The sequence below is a fragment of the Leisingera sp. McT4-56 genome (assembly GCF_020514995.1).
GTDB classification, from domain to species: Bacteria; Pseudomonadota; Alphaproteobacteria; order Rhodobacterales; family Rhodobacteraceae; genus Leisingera; species Leisingera aquaemixtae_A.
On sequence record NZ_JAJALF010000002.1, the window covers coordinates 162134 to 179851 of the forward strand.

Below are 17718 nucleotides of genomic sequence, written 5' to 3' on the forward strand. Positions count from 1 at the left end.
CCCGGACCCGCCCGGCCCCTGCGGCCGGGCAGTGCACGCTTGGACTGCAAGACAGCGGGCGCCTTTCACCCAGACCTCGCTGTCAGGCCACCCGCACCCCGCGCGACCAGACCCCTCGCAAAGCGGGCGTGCCTGCCTTGATGCCAAAGCGGATCAGGTCGGCGCGTTTGCCGGTTGCCAGCCGCCCCCGGTCATGCAGCCCTACCGCATCGGCCGGGGCATGAGTCACGGTGCCCAGCCCCCGCGCCATGTCGCCCCACAGCCTGCCGAGCTTGACCGCGGCCATCAACAGTGCCGCCGGGACGTAATCTGACGACAGGATATCCAGCAGTTCCAGGTCCGCCAGTTCCTGCGCCGCCACATTGCCGGAGTGCGAGCCGCCGCGGATCAGGTTGGGCGCACCCATCATCACCTTGATGCCGTGGGAGTGGCAGGCCCTTGCGGCCTCCACGGTCGTCGGGAATTCCGCCAGGCGAATGCCGTGGCCTGCGGAAACTGCTACCTGCCCCGCGGTCGTATCATCATGGCTCGCCAGGACCGCGCCGAACCGCTTCGCAGCCTTTACCGCCTCCGCCTCATGCAGATCTCCATAGGCCTCCCGCAGCTCCCTCAGGTGCGAGATATGCGCCTGGAAACCAGAATCATCAAACCCGTGCTTGCCTTTCACATAAGCTTCCAGCTTTGAGATGTCGCGAAACTGCCGCTGCCCCGGTGTGTGGTCCATCAGGGAGACCAGCCCGACCCGGTCTGCCTCTCCAAAGGCGTCAAGTTCCGCGACCAGTGAGTCTGAACAGACTTCCGCCCGTAAATGCAGGAAGTGAGAAATTTTCAAAGCCTCTGCAGCCTGAAGTTCCAGCAGTTCGCCGGCCAGCCTGCGGGCATACGCGCCATACCGGCTTTCTTTACGGCTGATCGAGCCGACGCGCATGGCATCAAACACGGTGGTGATCCCGGTTCCGGCCAGTTCGGCGTCATGCGCGATTATGGCGCTGGCATGAGGCCAATCGACCCTGGGGCGCGGCTGGATGTGGCGTTCCAGATTGTCGGTGTGCAGCTCCACCAGCCCCGGGCAGACATAATCTCCGCCGCAATCCACCGCGCCTGCCGGAACGGTGCCGCCATCTGCGATGTCTGCAATCGCGCCGCCCGCGATCTTCACACTGCCGCTCCGGGTCTCGCCCGGCAGCACCAGCGTGGCATTGGCAAGGATCAATTCATCTGTCATCTGAACTTCACATCTTTCAAGCTATGGAAGGCCACACCTAGGAGGCCAATGTGACATTCACGCGATACGCGATCTATTATGCCCCCCCCGCCGATGAGGCCTGGAGCTGCTTCGGCGCCAGCTGGCTGGGTTGGGACCTGGAGACGGGGCGCAGCTTGCCCCACCCTGACATTGCGGAGCTGGATGTCGCGGCAATCACCGCCGTGCCGCGCAAATACGGGCTGCACGCGACGCTGAAGCCGCCGATGCGCCTTGCCGAAGGGCAGACCCAGGCCGCGCTGGAGGCTGCCTGCGCAGAGCTGGCCGCGGCGCAGAAGCCTGTTGTTCTGGAAGGCCTTCACCTGGCCCGTCTCGGCCGCTTTCTGGCTTTGCGCCCCACTGGAGACGAAACCGCCCTGAACGCGCTTGCCGCAGCCTGCGTGACAGAGCTCGACAGGTTCCGCGCACCCGCGTCCGAAGCTGAGCTGGATCGCCGCCGGACCGCCGGGCTGACGCCACCGCAGGATCACAACCTCAGCCGTTGGGGCTACCCCTACGTGCTCGAGCAGTTCCGCTTTCACATCACGCTCAGCGGCAAGCTGCCCAAGCCGGAATTGCCTGCGGTTGAAGACGCGCTCAGCACGCATCTGATGCCGCTGCTGCCTGCGCCACTTGTAATCCGGGACCTGGCGCTGATGGGAGAGGCGCCGGATGGAAACTTCCACCTGATCCACCGCTACGCCCTCTCAGGCTGAAGCGCGGTCAGCGCGTCGTTCACTGCTGCGCTAAGCGCCCCGCTGTTGTCAATTTGGTGGACACGGGCCAGTCCCTCCGGCAGCGGGTTTCCGGCCCGTTCGAGACGGCGCCGGACACCTTCGGTGTTCTCCCGGCCCCGGGCCGCAAGCCGTTCCGCCAGAACGTCCGGCCGCGCGGTGACCGACAGGACGATGAGATCCTCGAAAACCTCTTGCGCTTGCAGCAGCACGGCACGCGAAAGGTTCACCAGCACGCCGGCAGATCCATGCCGCAGCGTGTCGATGTCTTGCGGAATACCGTAGTGAAGCCCATGCGCCTGCCAGTGCAGGGCAAAGACACCAGTCTCGGCCAGGGCGGAAAACTCGGCCTCAGTGACGGCCTGATAGTTCTCACCGCCAGCTTCTGGGGCACGGGTAATCACACGGCGCATCAGCCGCAGCTGCGGGCAGCATACCGCCAGCGCCGACATCAGGCTGTCCTTGCCGACCCCGGAAGGCCCGACCACGGCAATAACCGGCCCTTTCACAGGTGCCGCACTCATGCCGCGGCTCCGCGAGAGAAGCTGGAGACATCCACAAACCGGTCGCAGACTCGTTCGCGCGCCGCTGCGTCGTGGAAAATCCCGATGATCGCGGCCCCGCGCGCCTTGGCGTCTTCGATCAGTTCCAGAACTGTTGCGCGGTTCTGGGCATCCAGGCTCGCCGTCGGCTCGTCCAGCAGCATCGCAGGATAGGCATAGGCAAAGCCGCGGGCAATATTCACCCGCTGCTGCTCACCGCCTGAAAATGTCGTCGGGCTGAGGCTCCACAGACGTTCGGGGATATTGAGCCGCGCCAGCAGAGAGGCCGCCTTGTCGCGCGCGGCTTCCGCCGGCGTGCCGGCAGCAAGCAGCGGCTCGGCCACCACGTCCAGCGCCGACACCCTTGGAACCACCCGCAGGAACTGGCTGACATAGCCCAGCGTTTCGCGGCGCAGCGCCAGAATTTCGCGCGGCTCTGCCTTGGCGACATCGATGCCGCCAACCACCACGCTGCCGGAAGCCGCCAGATAGTTGCCGTAGATCACCCGCATCAGGGTGGACTTGCCAGCCCCCGAATCCCCGGTCAGACCAACACACTCGCCAGGTTTCACACTTAGCGAGGCGTTTTCCATCACCGGTATCACCGCACTGCCCTGGTTGTGCAGGGTGAAGCTCTTGCTCACACCGTTCAGTTCAATCATCGCCTTGCCCTCAGACTTGCAGCACGCTGGAAACCAGCAGCTGTGTGTAGGCGTGCTGGGGATCGTCCAGCACTTGATCCGTCAGTCCGGTTTCAACCACATGGCCGTCCTTCATCACCATCAGCCGGTCGGCCAGCAACCGCACTACCGCCAGGTCGTGGGTCACAATGATCGCGCTCAGCCCCATTTCCCGCACCAGCCCGCGCAGCAGGTCCAGCAGCTTGGCCTGAACAGACACGTCCAGACCTCCGGTGGGTTCATCCATGAACACCAGCCGCGGGCCGGTCACCAGGTTGCGGGCAATCTGCAGCCGCTGCTGCATGCCGCCGGAAAAGGCCGAGGGGCGGTCATCAATCCGGCATTCGCTGATCTCGACCCGGCCCAGCCAATCAGCGGCACGCTCGCGGATCGAACCATAGTGGCGATCGCCCACGGCCATCAGCCGTTCCCCGATATTGCCGCCCGCGCTGACGGACATCCGCAATCCGTCGCGGGCGTGCTGATGCACGAAGGCCCAGTCAGTGCGGCTCAGCATCCGCCGTTCGGGTTCTGACATGGTGACGGTATCCACCGGCCCCTCCGCGCGGGTGTCAAAGATCACTTCGCCCCGGTCCGGGACCAGATGGCCCGCAAGGCTGTTCAACAGGGTCGACTTTCCGGAACCGCTCTCGCCGACGATCCCCATGACTTCGCCGGGGTACAGATCAAAGCTCACATCGGAGCAGCCGATCCGCGCGCCATAAAGTTTGCTGACATTCCTCACTTGCAGCAGCGGGACTGCCAGGTTGCCGTCATCTCGGGTCATAGGAAAACTCCAGCCGGGTGCCGCCCGGTTCCAGGATCATGAAATGCTTCTTGGGGCCGCTGCCGGACAGCTCCGGCGCAAATTCGACTGTCACTCCGGGCCAGGCTTTTATCTGTTGAAACAACCGCAAAAGCGCGTTCTCGTCCGCGACCTTCAGCGCGGTATGGTGCAGGCCTATGTTGGCCTTGCGGTCAAAGCCTGCTCCTTCTTCCACCCGTTGCCAGAGCGTGATCTTAGCGTGCCCGTTGGTCACGTAGACAGAGGGGTATTCCGGATTGCCGCCGAATTTCTCCCACCCTAGGCAGCCTATGAAAAAGCCAAGGCTGGCCTCCAGATCTCCAACGGTCAGACCCAGGTGATCGATGCCCAATACTTCCGTGCTCATGCTGCCAGTTCTCCCATTCGGCCGATGTGGCCGGCATCGCGCCGCAAGCGGCAATAATCAGTGTCCGAACAAACAAACATCCGGTTGCCCGCATCATCCAGGATCACCTCATCCAGATAGCTGTCCTCTGCCCCGCACAAGTCGCAGGGATGATCCGCCTTGCTGGCCTCAAACGGGTAATCCTCGAAATCCAGAGAAACCACTTTGGTATAGGGCGGAAGTGCATAGATGCGCTGCTCCCGGCCTGCGCCGAACAGCTGGATGGCCGCCATCTCCATCTTGGGGTTGTCGAATTTCGGGATCGGCGACGGATCCATCACATAGCGCCCCTCCACCTTCACCGGGTAGGCATAGGCGGTGGCAATCGCACCGTGCTGCGAAATGTCCTCGTAAAGCTTCACATGCATCAGCCCGTATTCCTGCAGCGCATGCATCTTGCGGGTTTCGGTCTCCCGCGGCTCCAGAAAGCGCAGCGGCTCCGGGATCGGCACCTGATAGACCAGGATCTGGTCCTCCGATAAGGCCGCCTCCGGGATCCGGTGGCGTGTCTGGATGACGCTGGCCTTCTCCGTTACCTCAGTGGTCGATACCCCCGCGGTCTTTTCAAAGAACTTGCGGATGGAGACCGCATTGGTGGTATCGTCTGCGCCCTGATCGATCACTTTCAGCGTGTCATCCGGGGTCAGTGTTGCGGCAGAGACCTGCACGCCACCAGTACCCCAGCCATAGGGCATCGGCATCTCGCGGCTGGCAAAGGGCACCTGATAGCCGGGCACTGCGAGGCCCTTGAGGATCGCCCGGCGGATCATCCGCTTGGTCTGTTCGTCCAGATAGGCGAAGTTGTAGTCACTCATCGGGTCAGCTCCGGTTCAGTCTGAGCAGCACCGCCCCGGCGAGGGTCAGCGCGGTTGAAAACACTTTCCTGAGATCCAGTTTCTCGCCTAGGAAACCGACCCCCAGCAGGAGGGCAAAGATGATCGAGGTCTCGCGCAGCGCAGTGACCAGCGCGATGGGCGCCTGCGTGAAGGCCCACACCACCAGGACATATGCCGTGAAGGAGGCACCGCCGCCGAAAACCGCCAGCCTCCACAAGGCCTGCAGCCCCCGCAGCATCTCCGGACGGGACACCCCGATGATTGCTCCGAAGGCAAGCGCATTGGCGGCAGTCAATGTGCCGAAAAAGCCAAGCGCAGTGCCGGCAACCCGTGCGCCCTGGCCGTCGACGATGGAATAGGAGGCAATGAACATACCCGTCACCAGCGCCAGTGCACCGGCTTTCATGCTGAAGGTGCCATCCTGCCTGCGCACCAGCGCAATCGACAGGATACCGGCCGATATCATCAGCAGCGCCAGCAACTCCGCCTGGCTGAAAGCAGCGCCGAGGAACATGGCAGTCCCCGCAGCCACCAAGAGCGGAGAGGCTCCACGGGCTATCGGGTAGACCTGCGTGAGATCGCCCAGCTTGTAGGACTGGATCAGGAACAGCTGATAGCCCAGATGCAGCGCAATGCCCGCCAGCAAATAGGGCCAGCACGCCCAATCCAGAGGCGGTGCGATGGGCAGCAGCAGCAGTCCTGCCGCCCCCTGCCCCAGAACAACCGCCGTCATCGAAGCTGTCTTGTCAGCACCGCCTTTGACCAGCGCATTCCAAGTTGCATGCAGGGCGGCGGCCAGCAGCACGACGGCAAATACGGTCCCGCTCATTCCGCGGCCTCCCGTGCAGCCAGCGCCTCCGCCAGTTCCTCTGCCTCCCGGCGCAGTTTGCGAACCAGTTCCAGCTCGGACTGGAAGTCCACATAGTGCGGCAGCTTGATGTGCTCCAGGAAACCGGTTGCCTGGATGTTGTCGGCGTGGCTCAGGACAAACTCCTCGTCCTGCGCCGCAGCCCCCACGTTATCCTCGCCCAGTTCCTCCCAGCGCAGCGCGCGATCCACCAGCGCCATGGCGATGGACTTGCGCTCCGACTGGCCGAAAACCAGCCCGTAGCCGCGGGTGAACTGCGGCGGCACAGTCTTGGAACCCTTGAACTGGTTCACGGTCTCGCATTCGGTCAGCTCCACCTCGCCGATTTCGATGGCAAAACCCAGTTCGGGGATTTCCATCTCCACCGGCACACACCCGATGCGCAGCTCACCGACAAAGGCGTGGTTGCGCGCATAGCCGCGCTGGGTCGAATACGCCATGCCGAGGATGAAGCCCTCATCCCCGCGCGCGAGCGACTGCAGGCGCACCGCCCTGCCCGCCGGAAAAGACATCGGTTCGCGGGTCAGATCGCCCGGCTCCGCATCCGAGAACGGCTCGCGCTCGATGATATCCTCACCCTGCAGGAATTCGGTGATATGCGGCGTGGCCTCCCGCCGCGGCTCGGCAACTGCCGCTTCGGGCACCTCGCCGTCAGCGGCCAGTTTGAAATCCAGCAGCCGGTGGGTGTAGTCGAAAGTCGGCCCCAGCACCTGCCCGCCCGGCGCATCCTTGAAGGTCGCCGAAATACGCCTGTCGCAAGCCATTTTGCCGGTCTCCACCGGCTTTGAGCAGCCGAACCGCGGCAGGGTGGTTCGATAAGCGCGAATGAGGAAGATCGCCTCGATCAGATCGCCGCGCGACTGCTTGATGGCCAGCGCAGCGAGGTCCGGGTCATAGAGCGACCCCTCCGCCATCACCCGGTTCACAGCCAGGCTCAGCTGCTCGCGGATCTGGGCGAGGCTCAGCTCTGACACCTCCTTGCTGCCGCGGCGCTCCTCGGCAAGCCAGGCATGGGCATTTTCAATGGCGCGCTCGCCGCCTTTGACTGCAACATACATGCGCTTATGCCTCCGCCGTGACCTGGGTTGACCGCGGCAGCGCAGCGACCTGCGCCCCCGCGGTGAAGAAAAAATCCACACCCAGCGGGTACAGCACTGCGTTGTTCCGGAAGGCAGAAATTTCGGGCAGCTGCATTTGGGCGGTGCCCTTAATTCCCGGTCCCTTCAGCACCGCATTCGGCGGGCCGAAGCCAGGCACCTCGACAATCAGTGTTGCGGAACGGTCGGGATATTCGGCGGTCCCGGCGCGGAACCGGGCCAGCGGCAGCAGCGCGTCCCAAGTGCCCAGAGCAAAGTCGGCCTGCCCGGCCTCAACAACCGGAGCGCCGGTGTGAAACGTCAGCCAGCCGCGCAACGCGTCGCTGTCCAAGCCTGGAGCCAGATAGACGCCAGTTTCCGGATCACACAACGTCAGCAGCAGGGTGCCCGCAGCCACCGACACCCCCGCAGGCGGAATGGCGCCGGAGATGTTCTGGATCTGGCCCGGGCGCGCCATTGCATTCATTGCCGCGCGAAAGGCGTGCGCAGCCGTCACCGGGGGATTGCTGAAACCGCCTGCATAGACGGCAGTGCAAGTTTGCAGGCTCATCAGCCCTCTCCCCGCACCATGGTAAAAAACTCGACCTTGGTTGCCGCTGCCTTGGCCGCGCGCGTGTCTTTTTGCGCCTGCCGTTCTTCAGCCAGCGGCGCCAGAACCGCGGCATGCAGGGCCTCCGCGGCACCGGTCTGCATCAGCGCATCAACCTTGGCCGCGATTTCGGCCTTGGCCTTGCTGCGGCCCTGAATATAGCCGTGGCCGACAGTGCCATCGGTCAGCGCCAGCGCGCAGCGGGTGACAGTCATTTCACCCAGATTGAAGGAAGCCCCGGTGCCGCCCATGCGGCCGCGCACCATGACGCCGCCCGCCTCAGGGGCACGCAGGAATTCGCAAGCAGGGTCCGCCCCGAAGCCGTGCCACAGTTCAGTCAGCCGGGCCTCGTCAGCGGAGGCCAGCAGGCTCATCCAGCCTTTGCGGTCCTCTGCGAAAAAAGTGGTGTTCATCTGTCTAAGCCTCTTGGCCATGTTGTCTATTAACTCTATACAACTAGACAAATACTAACCGAGTCGCGCTTAACGGCGCAATCGAAGAGTTGTGAAAGTTCCGTGACATGGCCCGCACCCCTGTTTGGAAATCCATCGCCATTGCCCTGACCGACGACATTGCGCAGGGCCGTTATGAGACCGGCGGCAAGCTGCCTGCCGAGGCGCAGCTTGCAACCCGGTTCGGCGTGAACCGCCATACGGTTCGCCGGGCGCTGGCGGAGATGAGCGAACAGGGCCTGGTGCATTCCCGCCGCGGCGCTGGTGTGTTCGTGGCGGCAAAGCCGACCGATTACCCGATCGGCAGGCGGGTGCGGTTCCACCAGAACCTGACACGCGAGGGCCGCAGCCCTGCCAAGCAGATCCTAACGCTGGAAACCCGCGCGGCATCTGCCCGCGAGGCCAAGGCGCTGCAACTGGACCCGGGCGCCGAGGTGCATGTCTATGACGGATTGTCACTGGCGGACGGTCAGCCCATTGCCCTGTTCCAAAGCATCTTTCCCGCAGACCGCTTTCCCGGCATTTTCGAAGCCCTTCAGGAGCAGCGTTCGGTCACCGCAGCGCTGCAGAAATTCGGGGTTGAGGATTACACCCGGATCGAGACCCGGATCACCGCCAAGCTTGCCACGGCCACCCAGGCGCTGCACCTCAGGATCGCCGAAGGCAGCCCGATCCTGCGCACAACAGGCGTCAATGCGGATCCGCAGGGGCGGCCTGTCGAGTTCGGCCGCACCTGGTTTGCCGGCGACCGGGTGACGCTTACGGTAGGCGGCGAAAGCTGAGGGCGCTTTCCATCAGCACCAAGAAAAGCCCCCGCCAAAGGCAGGGGCTCCGTTTATCCAGATCAGATCAAGTCACTGCTGGGCGTTAAAGACGAACAGCGTTTCCCCATTGATCTGGTAGCCGTTGATCAGCTCCCTGGCCTTGTCCGAGACCAGCCATTCCTCCAGTTGCATTGCCAGGCCATTCTTCACATGGCCATGCTTCGCCGGGTTCACCGGGATATAGGCGTACTGGTTGAACAGCACCGGGTCACCGGCGAACAGCAGGCTCAGCCCCGCCTTGTTGCCGAAATTCAGCCAGCTGGCGCGGTCCGACATGATATAGGCGTCCATGCCTGCAGCGGTGTTCAGCGCTGCCCCCATGCCAGCGCCAACAGCACGATACCACTCACCGAAACCTTCGGGCTCCAGCCCTGCGGCCTTCCAGAGGCTCAGCTCCTTCTTGTGCGTGCCGCTGTCGTCGCCGCGGCTGACAAAAGCCGCCTCCGTCCCGGCAATCCTTTGCAAAGCACCGGCTGCATTTTCGGCGCCAGTGATCCCTGCTGCATCGCCTTCAGGCCCGATGAAAACAAAATCATTGTACATGATCTCGCGGCGGTGGGTGCCGTTGCCGCCCTTCAGGAATTTCTCCTCGGCCTTCTTTGAATGCACCAGAATCGCGTCGACGTCGCCCGCCTCCCCCAGGCGGATCGCCTGGCCGGTGCCGACGACCAGCAGCTGCACATCCAGCCCCAGGTCCTTCTTGATCTCCGGCAGAAGGATCTCAGCCAGCCCGGAATTGTGGAAAGAGGTGGTCACCGCCATCTTCATCTCTTCCGCCAGCGCCGCCGCAGCCCAGACCAAAGAGGCAACGGCGCCCAAAATCAGACGTTTCATTCGACAATATCTCCATTCAGAAATGCGCGCGCATGCGCTGTTTCAGGCCCGGCGAAAAACTCTGCTGCCGGGCTGAATTCGTGGATGCGGCCCTGCAAGACAAAAATCACTTCATCCGCCAGCCGCCGGGCTTGGCCCATGTTATGGGTGGACATGATCAGCCGGGTGCCGCTGCCGGCGGCATGTGCCAGAATTTCCTCGATCTCGCGCGTGGCCCTGCCGTCCAGCGCCGCACAGGGCTCATCCAGAAACAGCACTTGTGGCTCACGAACCAGTGCACGGGCCAGCGCCAGCTTCTGCCGTTCTCCGCCTGACAGCATGGTGGCTTGACGTTCCAGAATTTCACCCAAGCCGACACGGGCCGCCCAATCTGCAGCCCGCGAGCGGGCCTGGCGGCGGCTCAAGCCCGTCAGCCGCAGCGGATAAGCGATGTTGTCGATTACCGAACGCCGCATCATCACCGGTGTCTGGAACACAAAGGCCTGATGCTTCTGCGCCTCCTCCAGCGGGCAGGCCCAGTCCAGGCTGCCGCCATTCATCCGCACGATACCATGCAGCATCTTCAGCAGCGTGGTCTTGCCCGCCCCATTCGGACCAATGATGATCGAGGTGCCCTGCCCGCCCAGCGTCAGGTCGACCGGGCCGACCAGCACCTTGCCGCGGCGGCGCACCTGGGCGCCTGTGGCCTTCAGCGGGAACATCTGCATCACCAGCGCCCTTCACTCTCAGTGCGGCCCAGCCAGTGGATCGCCAGGTTGACCGCAATCGCCAGCGCAATCAGCACGAAGCCCAGGCCCAGCGCCATTGCAAACTCGCCCTTACCGGTTTCCAGCGCAATCGCCGTGGTCAGCACCCGCGTTGCGTGGTCAATATTGCCGCCGACCACCATGATCGCGCCCACTTCGCCGATCGCGCGGCCAAAGCCTGCCAGGGCCGCGGTCAGCAGCGCCCGGCGCCCGTCCCACAACAGCGCCTGGATGCGCTGGAACTGGGTAGCGTTCATCGAAATCAGCAGGTCGTGGTAGTCGCTCCACAGCTCGCGCAAGCTCTGATGCGCAACCGAGGCCACCAATGGCACTACGATAATCACCTGCGCAATGATCATCGCCGTTGGCGTAAACAGCAGCCCAAAGACCCCGAATGGCCCGGCGCGGGACAGGAACACATAGACCACCAGCCCAACCACAACAGGCGGTAGGCCCATCAACGCGTTCAACACCGCAATCGTGGCGCGCCGCATCCGGAACCTGCGCACCGCCAGAAAGGCTGCCAGCGGCAGCGCAATGGCGCAGGCTATCACCAGCGCGGTCAATGTGACCCGCAAGGAACGCAAGGTTATCTCCACCAGATCCGCGTCCAGCGTCACCAACAGCCAAAAGGCCTGGCTCAGTCCTGCCCACAGATCATTCATTGCGTCCGGTCACTCTCCCAGGGGCCACATACCAGCCCGGTCTAACATGGCTTTGCGCGGCTCCAAATCACAGGAGAGGACGCCGGGACAGCCAAAAACGGCAAACCGGCTGGAAAATCATGCTGCCAATACCCATCTGAGAAACAACGGCTTCCCCGAGATGCCGCCTGTTAGCGCCAAATCACCGCATTTGGCTCCGTTTCCGCTCACACGCGCTTGCGCGGATGATATGAACATGAAACAACCCCCGCCCAAAGTGTCACCCCTGACGCAACCTTGAGGATACGCCATGTTCGACCTGCAATCCATGCGGGATCAGCTCGCCAACCATTACGATCTGGCCCCCAACCCGGCCTTGGCCGAACAGATGGCAGATGTCTACGCCCGCATGGACCGCGTGGTGAACCCAATCGAATGGGCCACTCATGCACCTTATGTTGCGGCGATTCTTGAGCTGAAGAAACAACGCAACGCGGTGATTCTGGCACATAACTACATGACGCCCGAAATCTATCACGGCATCTCGGACGTGGTCGGTGACAGCCTTCAATTGGCAATCGAAGCGACCCGGGTCGAGGCTGACGTGATCGTGCAATGCGGTGTGCATTTCATGGCCGAGACCTCCAAGATCCTCAGCCCGGACAAGACCGTGCTGATCCCGGATATGGAGGCAGGCTGCTCGCTGGCAGAAAGCATCACCGCCGAAGGTGTCGCGGAAATGCGCCGCCGCTATCCGGGTGCGCCGGTGGTCACCTATGTGAACACCACTGCCGAGGTGAAAGCCGCCTCGGACATCTGCTGCACCTCCTCCAACGCTGCGCAGATCGTTGCGGCGATGGAAGAAGACACCATCATCATGACGCCGGACCAGTACCTGGCCCAGAACATTGCCCAGCAGGTTCCGGAAAAGAACATCGTCTGGTGGGAGGGCTCCTGCATTGTGCATGAGCAGTACACCGCCAAGGACCTGCGCGACTTCCGTGAATGGAACCCGGGCACACGGCTGATCGCCCACCCGGAATGCCCGCCGGATGTGGTGGCAGAGGCAGATTTCTCCGGCTCCACCAGCGGCATCGTCAAATACGTGACCGACGAGAAGCCGGAAAAGGCGCTGCTGATCACCGAATGCTCGATGGCCTCGAATATTGCTGACCAGCTGCCCGAAGTTGAGTTTGTCGGCCCCTGCAACATGTGCCCCTACATGAAGAAGATCACCCTGGAGAAAGTCCTGTGGTCGCTGCACACCTTGACCGAGCCGGTCGAGGTGGACCCTGAAGTCGCCGAAAAGGCCCGCGTCGCAGTTCAGCGTATGATCGACCTTTCACAAAAGCTGGGCATCTGATCCGTGATCGAAACCGGCCGTATCGTCATTGCCGGCGCAGGTCTTGGTGCGCTTTATGCCGCGCTTGAGCTGGCACCGCGGCCGGTTCTGGTGATCTCTCCTGAACGGCTGGGCGAAGGCGCAAGCTCAGCCTGGGCCCAGGGCGGTGTCGCAGCTGCCATGGCCAATCATGACACGCCCGAGGCGCATGCCGCCGACACCTTGCAGGCAGGGGCCGGCACCGTCGATCCGGAGGTCGCCGCAATGGTGACCCGGGTTGCGCGCGAGCACATCCTCGACCTGACCGAACTCGGCACACCCTTCGACCGCGACGCGAAGGGAAACTACGTGATGAGCCGCGAGGCCGCCCACTCCGCCGCCCGCGTGGTGCGGGTGAAGGGTGACCAGGCCGGCGATCAGATCATGCAGACGCTGATTGCCGCCGTTCGCGCAGCCCCGTCTGTGCAAGTTCTGGAAAACTCCCAGGCTGTGCGGCTCGAGACTGAGGACGCAACTGTCACCGGCATCTGGATCACCCGCGCCGACGCGCCCTCTGCCCCGGTGCTGATCAAGGCGCCCGGCGTGCTGCTGGCCGGCGGCGGCTCCGGCGGGCTTTTTGCCCATACCACTAACCCGCCCCGCATCCGCGGCCAGGTGATCGGTTTTGCCGCCCGGGCCGGCGCTTGCATTGCGGATCCGGAATTCGTGCAATTCCACCCTACCGCCTTTGACATCGGCGAGGACCCGGCACCGCTGGCAACCGAAGCCCTGCGCGGTGAAGGTGCGGTGCTGATCAACTCAGACGGCGAACGCTTCATGGTTGAGGCGCACCCGGATGCCGAACTGGCCCCGCGCGACATCGTCGCCCGCGCCATCTTTGCCGAAACGCAGGCAGGCCGCCGCCCGATGCTCGACACCCGCGAGGCTCTTGGCGCCGAAGTGCTGACCCGCTTTCCGACAGTCGCCGAAACCTGCGCCCGCGCTGACATCAATCCGGTGCAAGAGCCGATCCCCGTCGCTGTCGCCGCCCACTACCACATGGGCGGTGTTGACGCCGACCTGCAGGGCCGCACCAGCCTTTCCAACCTCTGGGTCTGCGGCGAAGCTTCCTCAACCGGGCTGCACGGCGCCAACCGGCTGGCGTCCAACGGGCTGCTTGAGGCGCTGGTATATGCCCGCAACGCAGCACAGGACATGTCTGCGCTGGAAACCTCTGAAGGCATGGAAGTGGTCCGCCCCAGCTTCCCCGCCGGAGGCAAGGAACTCGAGGACACGGCGGTTATATCCCTGCGGGAGACGATGACCGCCCATGCCGGGGTCCGCCGCACCGCCAGCGGTCTTCGCCAAGCGCTTGCAGAGATTGCCCGCCTCGAAGCCGAACAGGCTGATGACGAGAACTTCGTCAACATGTGCGCCACCGCAACGCTGATCGCCGCAGCAGCTTTAAAGCGTAAGGAAAGCCGCGGCGGTCATTTCCGCGATGACTTCCCGGCGGCCGACCCCGCGCAGGCCCATCGCACCCGCATCACCCTGGAGGAGGCCCTGGACATCCGCGCCAAGGCCGTGAAGGAACTGACATGAGCACCCAATTCGCCACCCTTCCCGACCTGATCCTGGAACCGATGGTGCGCGCTGCGCTGATGGAGGATCTGGGACAGAACGGTGACATCACCACCCGTGCAGTGATCCCCGCTTCCGCCACCTACTCTGCCCGGCTGAACGCGCGGGAGGACGGTGTGGTCTCGGGTATGCAAATCGCCCGCATCGCCTTTCACCTGGTGGATGCCGGGCTGAAGGTGGACACCCTCCTGCCTGATGGCAGCCCTTGCAAGAAGGGCGACACGCTGATGACAATCGAAGGCTCCGCGGCCTCGATCCTGTCGGGCGAACGTGTGGCGCTGAACTTTGCCGGGCGTCTGACCGGCATTGCCACCCTGACCGCAGCCTTTGCCGCAGAAACCAAAGGCACCTGCACGCGCATCACCTGCACCCGCAAGACCACCCCGGGTCTGCGCATTGCCGAAAAGCAAGCGGTGCTGCACGGCGGCGGCTACAACCACCGTTTCGGACTGTCGGACGCGATCCTGATCAAGGACAACCACATCGCGGCTGCCGGCGGAGTAAAAGCGGTGCTGGAAGCTGCCAAGGCCAGCGTCAGCCACATGATGAAAGTCGAAATAGAGGTCGATACGCTGGCCCAGCTCTCCGAAGTGATTGCCACCGGCGGCGCCGATGTGGTCCTGCTTGACAACATGGACACGCCAACGCTGACCCAGGCCGTGGAGATGGCCAAGGGCCACGTGGTGACCGAAGCTTCCGGCAACATGCGCCTGGAGCGGATTGCCGAAGTGTCAGCCACCGGTGTGGACTATATCTCCTCTGGAGCGCTCACGCACTCTGCCCGCACGCTGGACCTCGGCCTCGATTTCTGATCGCAACAGCGCGCCTCAGTGCACCGCCCGGCGCTTGCGGGCTGCCTCCAGTTTATCTTCGCGCAGCGCTTCCGGCGAAAGCATCAGCACGGTGCCGCCCTCGATTTGGCGCACCGCGAAGCCGGTGCCTTGCAACCCGGCGCGCAGCTCAGCCAGAAGGCCTGAGCAGGCTTCGGGCTTGCTTTCGCACATTACGATCTCCCGGCCTGTCAGATGCTTCAGCCGGAACTCCACGGAATGCCATTTCTGCAGATCCGAGTTGCGGGCGGCCTCCAGAGAAAGATAGGTTCCGGTGACGTAGACCGGCCCTTGCCCCCCGGTCAGTTCCGCAGCCATGACCCGGCTCAGCCGGTGCCAGTCCGTGTAGTAGTAATGAGTCATACCGGCAAAAACGACATACGCAGCCGTGACCACAAACAGCAGATTGCGGCTAAGCCGGACCCGTCCGGCGTCACGCAGGGACAGCACAAACAAGCCGAGAAAGACTGCTCCGAAAATCCAGAGGAAGCCACCCGACCGTACCGGCATGTCAATGCCGCTGCGGATGACCTGAAGGCATATCAGCGCCAGCCCCAGCCCCGCGCCGGACAGCATGTACAGCGCTCGCCATTTATCATGACGCAGCACGGACCAAACAGCGCAGGCAAGCAGCACGCCCTGCAGCACCGCCAAACCCGGCACGTTGTAGCCGCCCTTAAGCCCCAGGTTCACCAGGAAAGCCGCGGCCAGCTTGGCATTCTCCAGAGCCGTCGCCAGATCGGTCGCGGGTCTGGGATTGCGCCACTCCGCCATCGGCACCCCGAAGACGCCGTGCGCGGCATAGTTCAGTGAATAGATTGCCAGCATCCCAAGGGCGAAACTGGCGGCGAAAAGCGCAAGCAGACCAGCCAGGTCACGGCCTGAGCGCCGGGCGCTCGAACGCGTCAGGCACATAGCCAGGACCAGGAACGGATAGGTCGTGTAGGCCATCAGTGAGACCGGGACAAACACCAGCATCAGCCAGCGGCTGGCGCGCTCGCTCAGCTTTGTAGCCAGCCAGGCATAAAGCGCGACGATTGCCAGCCCGGGGATCAAGGTGTTGAACCACAGCGAGATCAGCACCCAAGGCAGGCACAGGCCGGCAATCAGCGCCACCATCACCTGCTGCCAGACATCAGCTTCGCGGCCCAGGGCATTATGCACCATGCACCCAAGGTAAACCGCCCAAAGCAGCTGATAGACGGCGAAATTGAGCCAGGCAGGCGTCACCACCCCGCGCAGGTGCCACAGGTAATTTACCCAGCGCCCCTCCGTCAGGGTCTTGGAGTAAAACAGTGTCGGATCTGCCAGCAGTGCGGGGTAATCGTCATGCCGGATCATCGGGTCCGGCAGTTGGAACAGCGCCGTCAGCATCAGCAATGCAAAGACGGCTGTGACCGTCAGCGCCAATTTCGGATCAGAACGCCTGTCAGAGACACTTGCAGCGGAACTCGCAAGAACTGTCATGCTGGCTCCTGCTTCCGGCGCGCCCGCCTGGCCAGAACGGCTGCGCGGCCCTGGGCGATTTTTGTGACAACCGGGCGCGGCATCAGCGAAACGATCCCGCGCCGCATCCGCCAAGTCAGACTGCCTGCCAGCGGCACCTTTTGACCTTCCGGCACTGCGGCCGCCAACACCTCCTGCGGCAAGCCTTCGCGGCCTGCGTCATTGGTGTAAAGAATGGTGTTGTAGCGGTACCATGGTTCAACCCGTTCCATGTCTTTCAGCCGCGGCCGGGCAAAATCGAATGCCGCAAAGCCGCGTGCGGCAAACAGTTCCTGCCAGAAGAACAGCGGCTTTTCATTGATGTGGAACTCACCGCCTTGCCCCGGCACGGCGGCCGAAAACAGCACCCGGTCAGCGTGGCGTGTCAGGCTATCGACCAGCATCTCCGAGGCGGCTTCAGGCAGATGTTCACCCACTTCCAGGCTCTGCGCGAGGTCGAACTTGCGGCCCAGGTCAAACGGTTTGGTAAGGTCCGCCGCATGAAACTGATCACGCGGAATCGCCAGCCGGTCGCGGTCGACATAGTCGCCATCAACTCCGGCCACATCGGTGACACCTGCCTTTATCCATTCACTCAGCCAAACCCCGCGGCCGCTGCCGAGATCCAGTACGCTGCCTGCCTGCAGCTGCGGCTGCACAACAGAGATCATCGCCTGAGCCGAGGAGCGCGCACCCTGATCGATATAGTCGTAAAACTCGTTGGAATAGATATGGGACATGATTGCTCCAATCGACGCTCAGCTCTCCGCGGCGTACACCCAGAGGCGGAAGATGATGAAATTTTGAACCGGCAGGATTACCGTCACGGCGGCGGCGGACAGCCAATCCGCCCAGCCCAGCATTGGGCCGATCATACCTGTGATCAGCGCCGAGACGGCAAAACCCGCGGCAATGGTGCACGCAAACCTTGCCATCTGGTCGGGCAGCCCCAGCGGGCGGCGGAAAGTCCACCAGGTTTGCAGAATGTATTGAACCGCAACAGCGGCTGCAAAGGCCAGCGCATTTGCCGACGCCTGCGGCAGCCCAGCTGCCAGCAGCGCGGTATAGCCCAGCACATACAGCCCGGCCACTGTTGCACCGACGACAGAAAACCGAAAGATCTGGGACGCCTGCCCCATCG

At 63.3% G+C, this 17718-nt stretch carries 21 protein-coding genes; 5 read left to right on the top strand and 16 right to left on the bottom strand.

Features of this window, described 5'->3' with window-relative positions:
• Window positions 1-82: 82 nt before the first annotated feature.
• Window positions 83-1225, bottom strand: a complete 1143-nt coding sequence (locus tag LHL23_RS04235) for an alpha-D-ribose 1-methylphosphonate 5-triphosphate diphosphatase (protein ID WP_226428916.1) — start codon at window positions 1223-1225, stop codon at window positions 83-85.
• A 50-nt stretch (window positions 1226-1275) separates the two neighbouring features.
• On the opposite strand from LHL23_RS04235, the gene LHL23_RS04240 reads away from it, so the two are divergent.
• The gene (locus LHL23_RS04240; RefSeq protein ID WP_226428917.1) at window positions 1276-1959 is read left to right on the top strand and encodes a DUF1045 domain-containing protein; all 684 of its coding nucleotides are present in this window, start codon (window positions 1276-1278) and stop codon (window positions 1957-1959) included.
• Here LHL23_RS04240 and phnN read toward each other — a convergent pair.
• From phnN to phnG, 9 genes are read right to left on the bottom strand one after another with little or no spacing between them, the layout of a single operon-like run.
• Window positions 1941-2501, bottom strand: coding sequence for a phosphonate metabolism protein/1,5-bisphosphokinase (PRPP-forming) PhnN (phnN, locus tag LHL23_RS04245; protein WP_226428918.1), 561 nt, complete (start codon window positions 2499-2501; stop codon window positions 1941-1943). The two genes, LHL23_RS04240 and phnN, sit on opposite strands and share 19 nt — an antisense overlap.
• Window positions 2498-3181 (bottom strand): phosphonate C-P lyase system protein PhnL, encoded by a 684-nt coding sequence (gene phnL, locus LHL23_RS04250; protein WP_226428919.1) that lies wholly within the window; start codon window positions 3179-3181, stop codon window positions 2498-2500. Before phnL ends, phnN begins: the two co-directional genes overlap by 4 nt.
• Window positions 3182-3191: 10 nt before the next feature.
• Window positions 3192-3986 (bottom strand): phosphonate C-P lyase system protein PhnK, encoded by a 795-nt coding sequence (gene phnK, locus LHL23_RS04255; RefSeq protein WP_226428920.1) that lies wholly within the window; start codon window positions 3984-3986, stop codon window positions 3192-3194.
• A complete protein-coding gene (locus tag LHL23_RS04260; RefSeq protein WP_226428921.1) occupies window positions 3973-4371 on the bottom strand; it encodes a VOC family protein in 399 nt (132 codons plus the stop codon). The genes phnK and LHL23_RS04260 overlap by 14 nt, the downstream gene beginning before the upstream one ends.
• On the bottom strand, window positions 4368-5225 hold the full coding sequence (locus LHL23_RS04265; protein WP_226428922.1) for an alpha-D-ribose 1-methylphosphonate 5-phosphate C-P-lyase PhnJ: 858 nt from the start codon (window positions 5223-5225) through the stop codon (window positions 4368-4370). The genes LHL23_RS04260 and LHL23_RS04265 overlap by 4 nt, the downstream gene beginning before the upstream one ends.
• 4 nt (window positions 5226-5229) lie before the next feature.
• Window positions 5230-6075, bottom strand: a complete 846-nt coding sequence (locus tag LHL23_RS04270) for a DMT family transporter (protein WP_226428923.1) — start codon at window positions 6073-6075, stop codon at window positions 5230-5232.
• The gene (locus tag LHL23_RS04275; protein ID WP_226428924.1) at window positions 6072-7172 is read right to left on the bottom strand and encodes a carbon-phosphorus lyase complex subunit PhnI; all 1101 of its coding nucleotides are present in this window, start codon (window positions 7170-7172) and stop codon (window positions 6072-6074) included. Before LHL23_RS04275 ends, LHL23_RS04270 begins: the two co-directional genes overlap by 4 nt.
• Before the next feature lie 4 nt (window positions 7173-7176).
• Window positions 7177-7761: a phosphonate C-P lyase system protein PhnH gene (phnH, locus tag LHL23_RS04280; protein ID WP_226428925.1), complete on the bottom strand. Its 585-nt coding sequence runs from the start codon at window positions 7759-7761 to the stop codon at window positions 7177-7179.
• Window positions 7761-8213 carry a phosphonate C-P lyase system protein PhnG gene (gene phnG, locus LHL23_RS04285; RefSeq protein WP_226428926.1) on the bottom strand — a complete coding sequence of 151 codons (453 nt, stop codon included), beginning with the start codon at window positions 8211-8213 and terminating at the stop codon, window positions 7761-7763. The genes phnH and phnG overlap by 1 nt, the downstream gene beginning before the upstream one ends.
• A 107-nt stretch (window positions 8214-8320) precedes the next feature.
• Here phnG and phnF point away from each other — a divergent pair, with 107 nt between their 5' ends.
• A complete protein-coding gene (phnF, locus tag LHL23_RS04290; RefSeq protein WP_226428927.1) occupies window positions 8321-9034 on the top strand; it encodes a phosphonate metabolism transcriptional regulator PhnF in 714 nt (237 codons plus the stop codon).
• A 72-nt stretch (window positions 9035-9106) separates the two neighbouring features.
• On the opposite strand, the gene LHL23_RS04295 is transcribed toward phnF, so the two are convergent.
• Genes LHL23_RS04295 through LHL23_RS04305 form a run of 3 tightly spaced genes read right to left on the bottom strand, consistent with a single transcriptional unit; the run spans window position 9107 to window position 11321 of the window.
• Window positions 9107-9910: a substrate-binding domain-containing protein gene (locus LHL23_RS04295; protein ID WP_226428928.1), complete on the bottom strand. Its 804-nt coding sequence runs from the start codon at window positions 9908-9910 to the stop codon at window positions 9107-9109.
• Entirely contained in the window at window positions 9907-10617 is a 711-nt protein-coding gene (locus LHL23_RS04300) for an ATP-binding cassette domain-containing protein (protein WP_226428929.1), read from the bottom strand. Before LHL23_RS04300 ends, LHL23_RS04295 begins: the two co-directional genes overlap by 4 nt.
• On the bottom strand, window positions 10617-11321 hold the full coding sequence (locus tag LHL23_RS04305; protein WP_222479193.1) for an ABC transporter permease: 705 nt from the start codon (window positions 11319-11321) through the stop codon (window positions 10617-10619). The genes LHL23_RS04300 and LHL23_RS04305 overlap by 1 nt, the downstream gene beginning before the upstream one ends.
• 289 nt (window positions 11322-11610) lie before the next feature.
• On the opposite strand from LHL23_RS04305, the gene nadA reads away from it, so the two are divergent.
• The 3 genes from nadA to nadC are packed head-to-tail and all read left to right on the top strand — an operon-like array spanning window position 11611 to window position 15074.
• Window positions 11611-12663: a quinolinate synthase NadA gene (nadA, locus tag LHL23_RS04310; RefSeq protein ID WP_226428930.1), complete on the top strand. Its 1053-nt coding sequence runs from the start codon at window positions 11611-11613 to the stop codon at window positions 12661-12663.
• 3 nt (window positions 12664-12666) lie between these two features.
• Entirely contained in the window at window positions 12667-14223 is a 1557-nt protein-coding gene (locus LHL23_RS04315) for an L-aspartate oxidase (protein WP_226428931.1), read from the top strand.
• A complete protein-coding gene (nadC, locus tag LHL23_RS04320) occupies window positions 14220-15074 on the top strand; it encodes a carboxylating nicotinate-nucleotide diphosphorylase (protein ID WP_226428932.1) in 855 nt (284 codons plus the stop codon). Before LHL23_RS04315 ends, nadC begins: the two co-directional genes overlap by 4 nt.
• A gap of 15 nt (window positions 15075-15089) precedes the next feature.
• Here the strand turns inward: nadC and LHL23_RS04325 are convergent, their stop codons facing one another.
• The 3 genes from LHL23_RS04325 to LHL23_RS04335 are packed head-to-tail and all read right to left on the bottom strand — an operon-like array spanning window position 15090 to window position 17716.
• The gene (locus tag LHL23_RS04325; RefSeq protein ID WP_226428933.1) at window positions 15090-16559 is read right to left on the bottom strand and encodes a hypothetical protein; all 1470 of its coding nucleotides are present in this window, start codon (window positions 16557-16559) and stop codon (window positions 15090-15092) included.
• A complete protein-coding gene (locus tag LHL23_RS04330) occupies window positions 16556-17317 on the bottom strand; it encodes a class I SAM-dependent methyltransferase (protein ID WP_226428934.1) in 762 nt (253 codons plus the stop codon). Before LHL23_RS04330 ends, LHL23_RS04325 begins: the two co-directional genes overlap by 4 nt.
• An 18-nt stretch (window positions 17318-17335) precedes the next feature.
• Window positions 17336-17716 carry a GtrA family protein gene (locus LHL23_RS04335; RefSeq protein ID WP_226429042.1) on the bottom strand — a complete coding sequence of 127 codons (381 nt, stop codon included), beginning with the start codon at window positions 17714-17716 and terminating at the stop codon, window positions 17336-17338.
• Window positions 17717-17718 lie beyond the last annotated feature (2 nt).

Coding starts and splice junctions, on each gene's coding strand:
- LHL23_RS04235 (WP_226428916.1), bottom strand. CDS start 1,225: ATGACAGATGAATTGATCCTTGCCAATGCCACGCTGGTGCTGCCGGGC.
- phnN (WP_226428918.1), bottom strand. CDS start 2,501: ATGAGTGCGGCACCTGTGAAAGGGCCGGTTATTGCCGTGGTCGGGCCT.
- phnL (WP_226428919.1), bottom strand. CDS start 3,181: ATGATTGAACTGAACGGTGTGAGCAAGAGCTTCACCCTGCACAACCAG.
- phnK (WP_226428920.1), bottom strand. CDS start 3,986: ATGACCCGAGATGACGGCAACCTGGCAGTCCCGCTGCTGCAAGTGAGG.
- LHL23_RS04260 (WP_226428921.1), bottom strand. CDS start 4,371: ATGAGCACGGAAGTATTGGGCATCGATCACCTGGGTCTGACCGTTGGA.
- LHL23_RS04265 (WP_226428922.1), bottom strand. CDS start 5,225: ATGAGTGACTACAACTTCGCCTATCTGGACGAACAGACCAAGCGGATG.
- LHL23_RS04270 (WP_226428923.1), bottom strand. CDS start 6,075: ATGAGCGGGACCGTATTTGCCGTCGTGCTGCTGGCCGCCGCCCTGCAT.
- LHL23_RS04275 (WP_226428924.1), bottom strand. CDS start 7,172: ATGTATGTTGCAGTCAAAGGCGGCGAGCGCGCCATTGAAAATGCCCAT.
- phnH (WP_226428925.1), bottom strand. CDS start 7,761: ATGAGCCTGCAAACTTGCACTGCCGTCTATGCAGGCGGTTTCAGCAAT.
- phnG (WP_226428926.1), bottom strand. CDS start 8,213: ATGAACACCACTTTTTTCGCAGAGGACCGCAAAGGCTGGATGAGCCTG.
- phnF (WP_226428927.1), top strand. CDS start 8,321: ATGGCCCGCACCCCTGTTTGGAAATCCATCGCCATTGCCCTGACCGAC.
- LHL23_RS04295 (WP_226428928.1), bottom strand. CDS start 9,910: ATGAAACGTCTGATTTTGGGCGCCGTTGCCTCTTTGGTCTGGGCTGCG.
- LHL23_RS04300 (WP_226428929.1), bottom strand. CDS start 10,617: ATGCAGATGTTCCCGCTGAAGGCCACAGGCGCCCAGGTGCGCCGCCGC.
- LHL23_RS04305 (WP_222479193.1), bottom strand. CDS start 11,321: ATGAATGATCTGTGGGCAGGACTGAGCCAGGCCTTTTGGCTGTTGGTG.
- nadA (WP_226428930.1), top strand. CDS start 11,611: ATGTTCGACCTGCAATCCATGCGGGATCAGCTCGCCAACCATTACGAT.
- nadC (WP_226428932.1), top strand. CDS start 14,220: ATGAGCACCCAATTCGCCACCCTTCCCGACCTGATCCTGGAACCGATG.
- LHL23_RS04325 (WP_226428933.1), bottom strand. CDS start 16,559: ATGACAGTTCTTGCGAGTTCCGCTGCAAGTGTCTCTGACAGGCGTTCT.
- LHL23_RS04330 (WP_226428934.1), bottom strand. CDS start 17,317: ATGTCCCATATCTATTCCAACGAGTTTTACGACTATATCGATCAGGGT.
- LHL23_RS04335 (WP_226429042.1), bottom strand. CDS start 17,716: ATGGGGCAGGCGTCCCAGATCTTTCGGTTTTCTGTCGTCGGTGCAACA.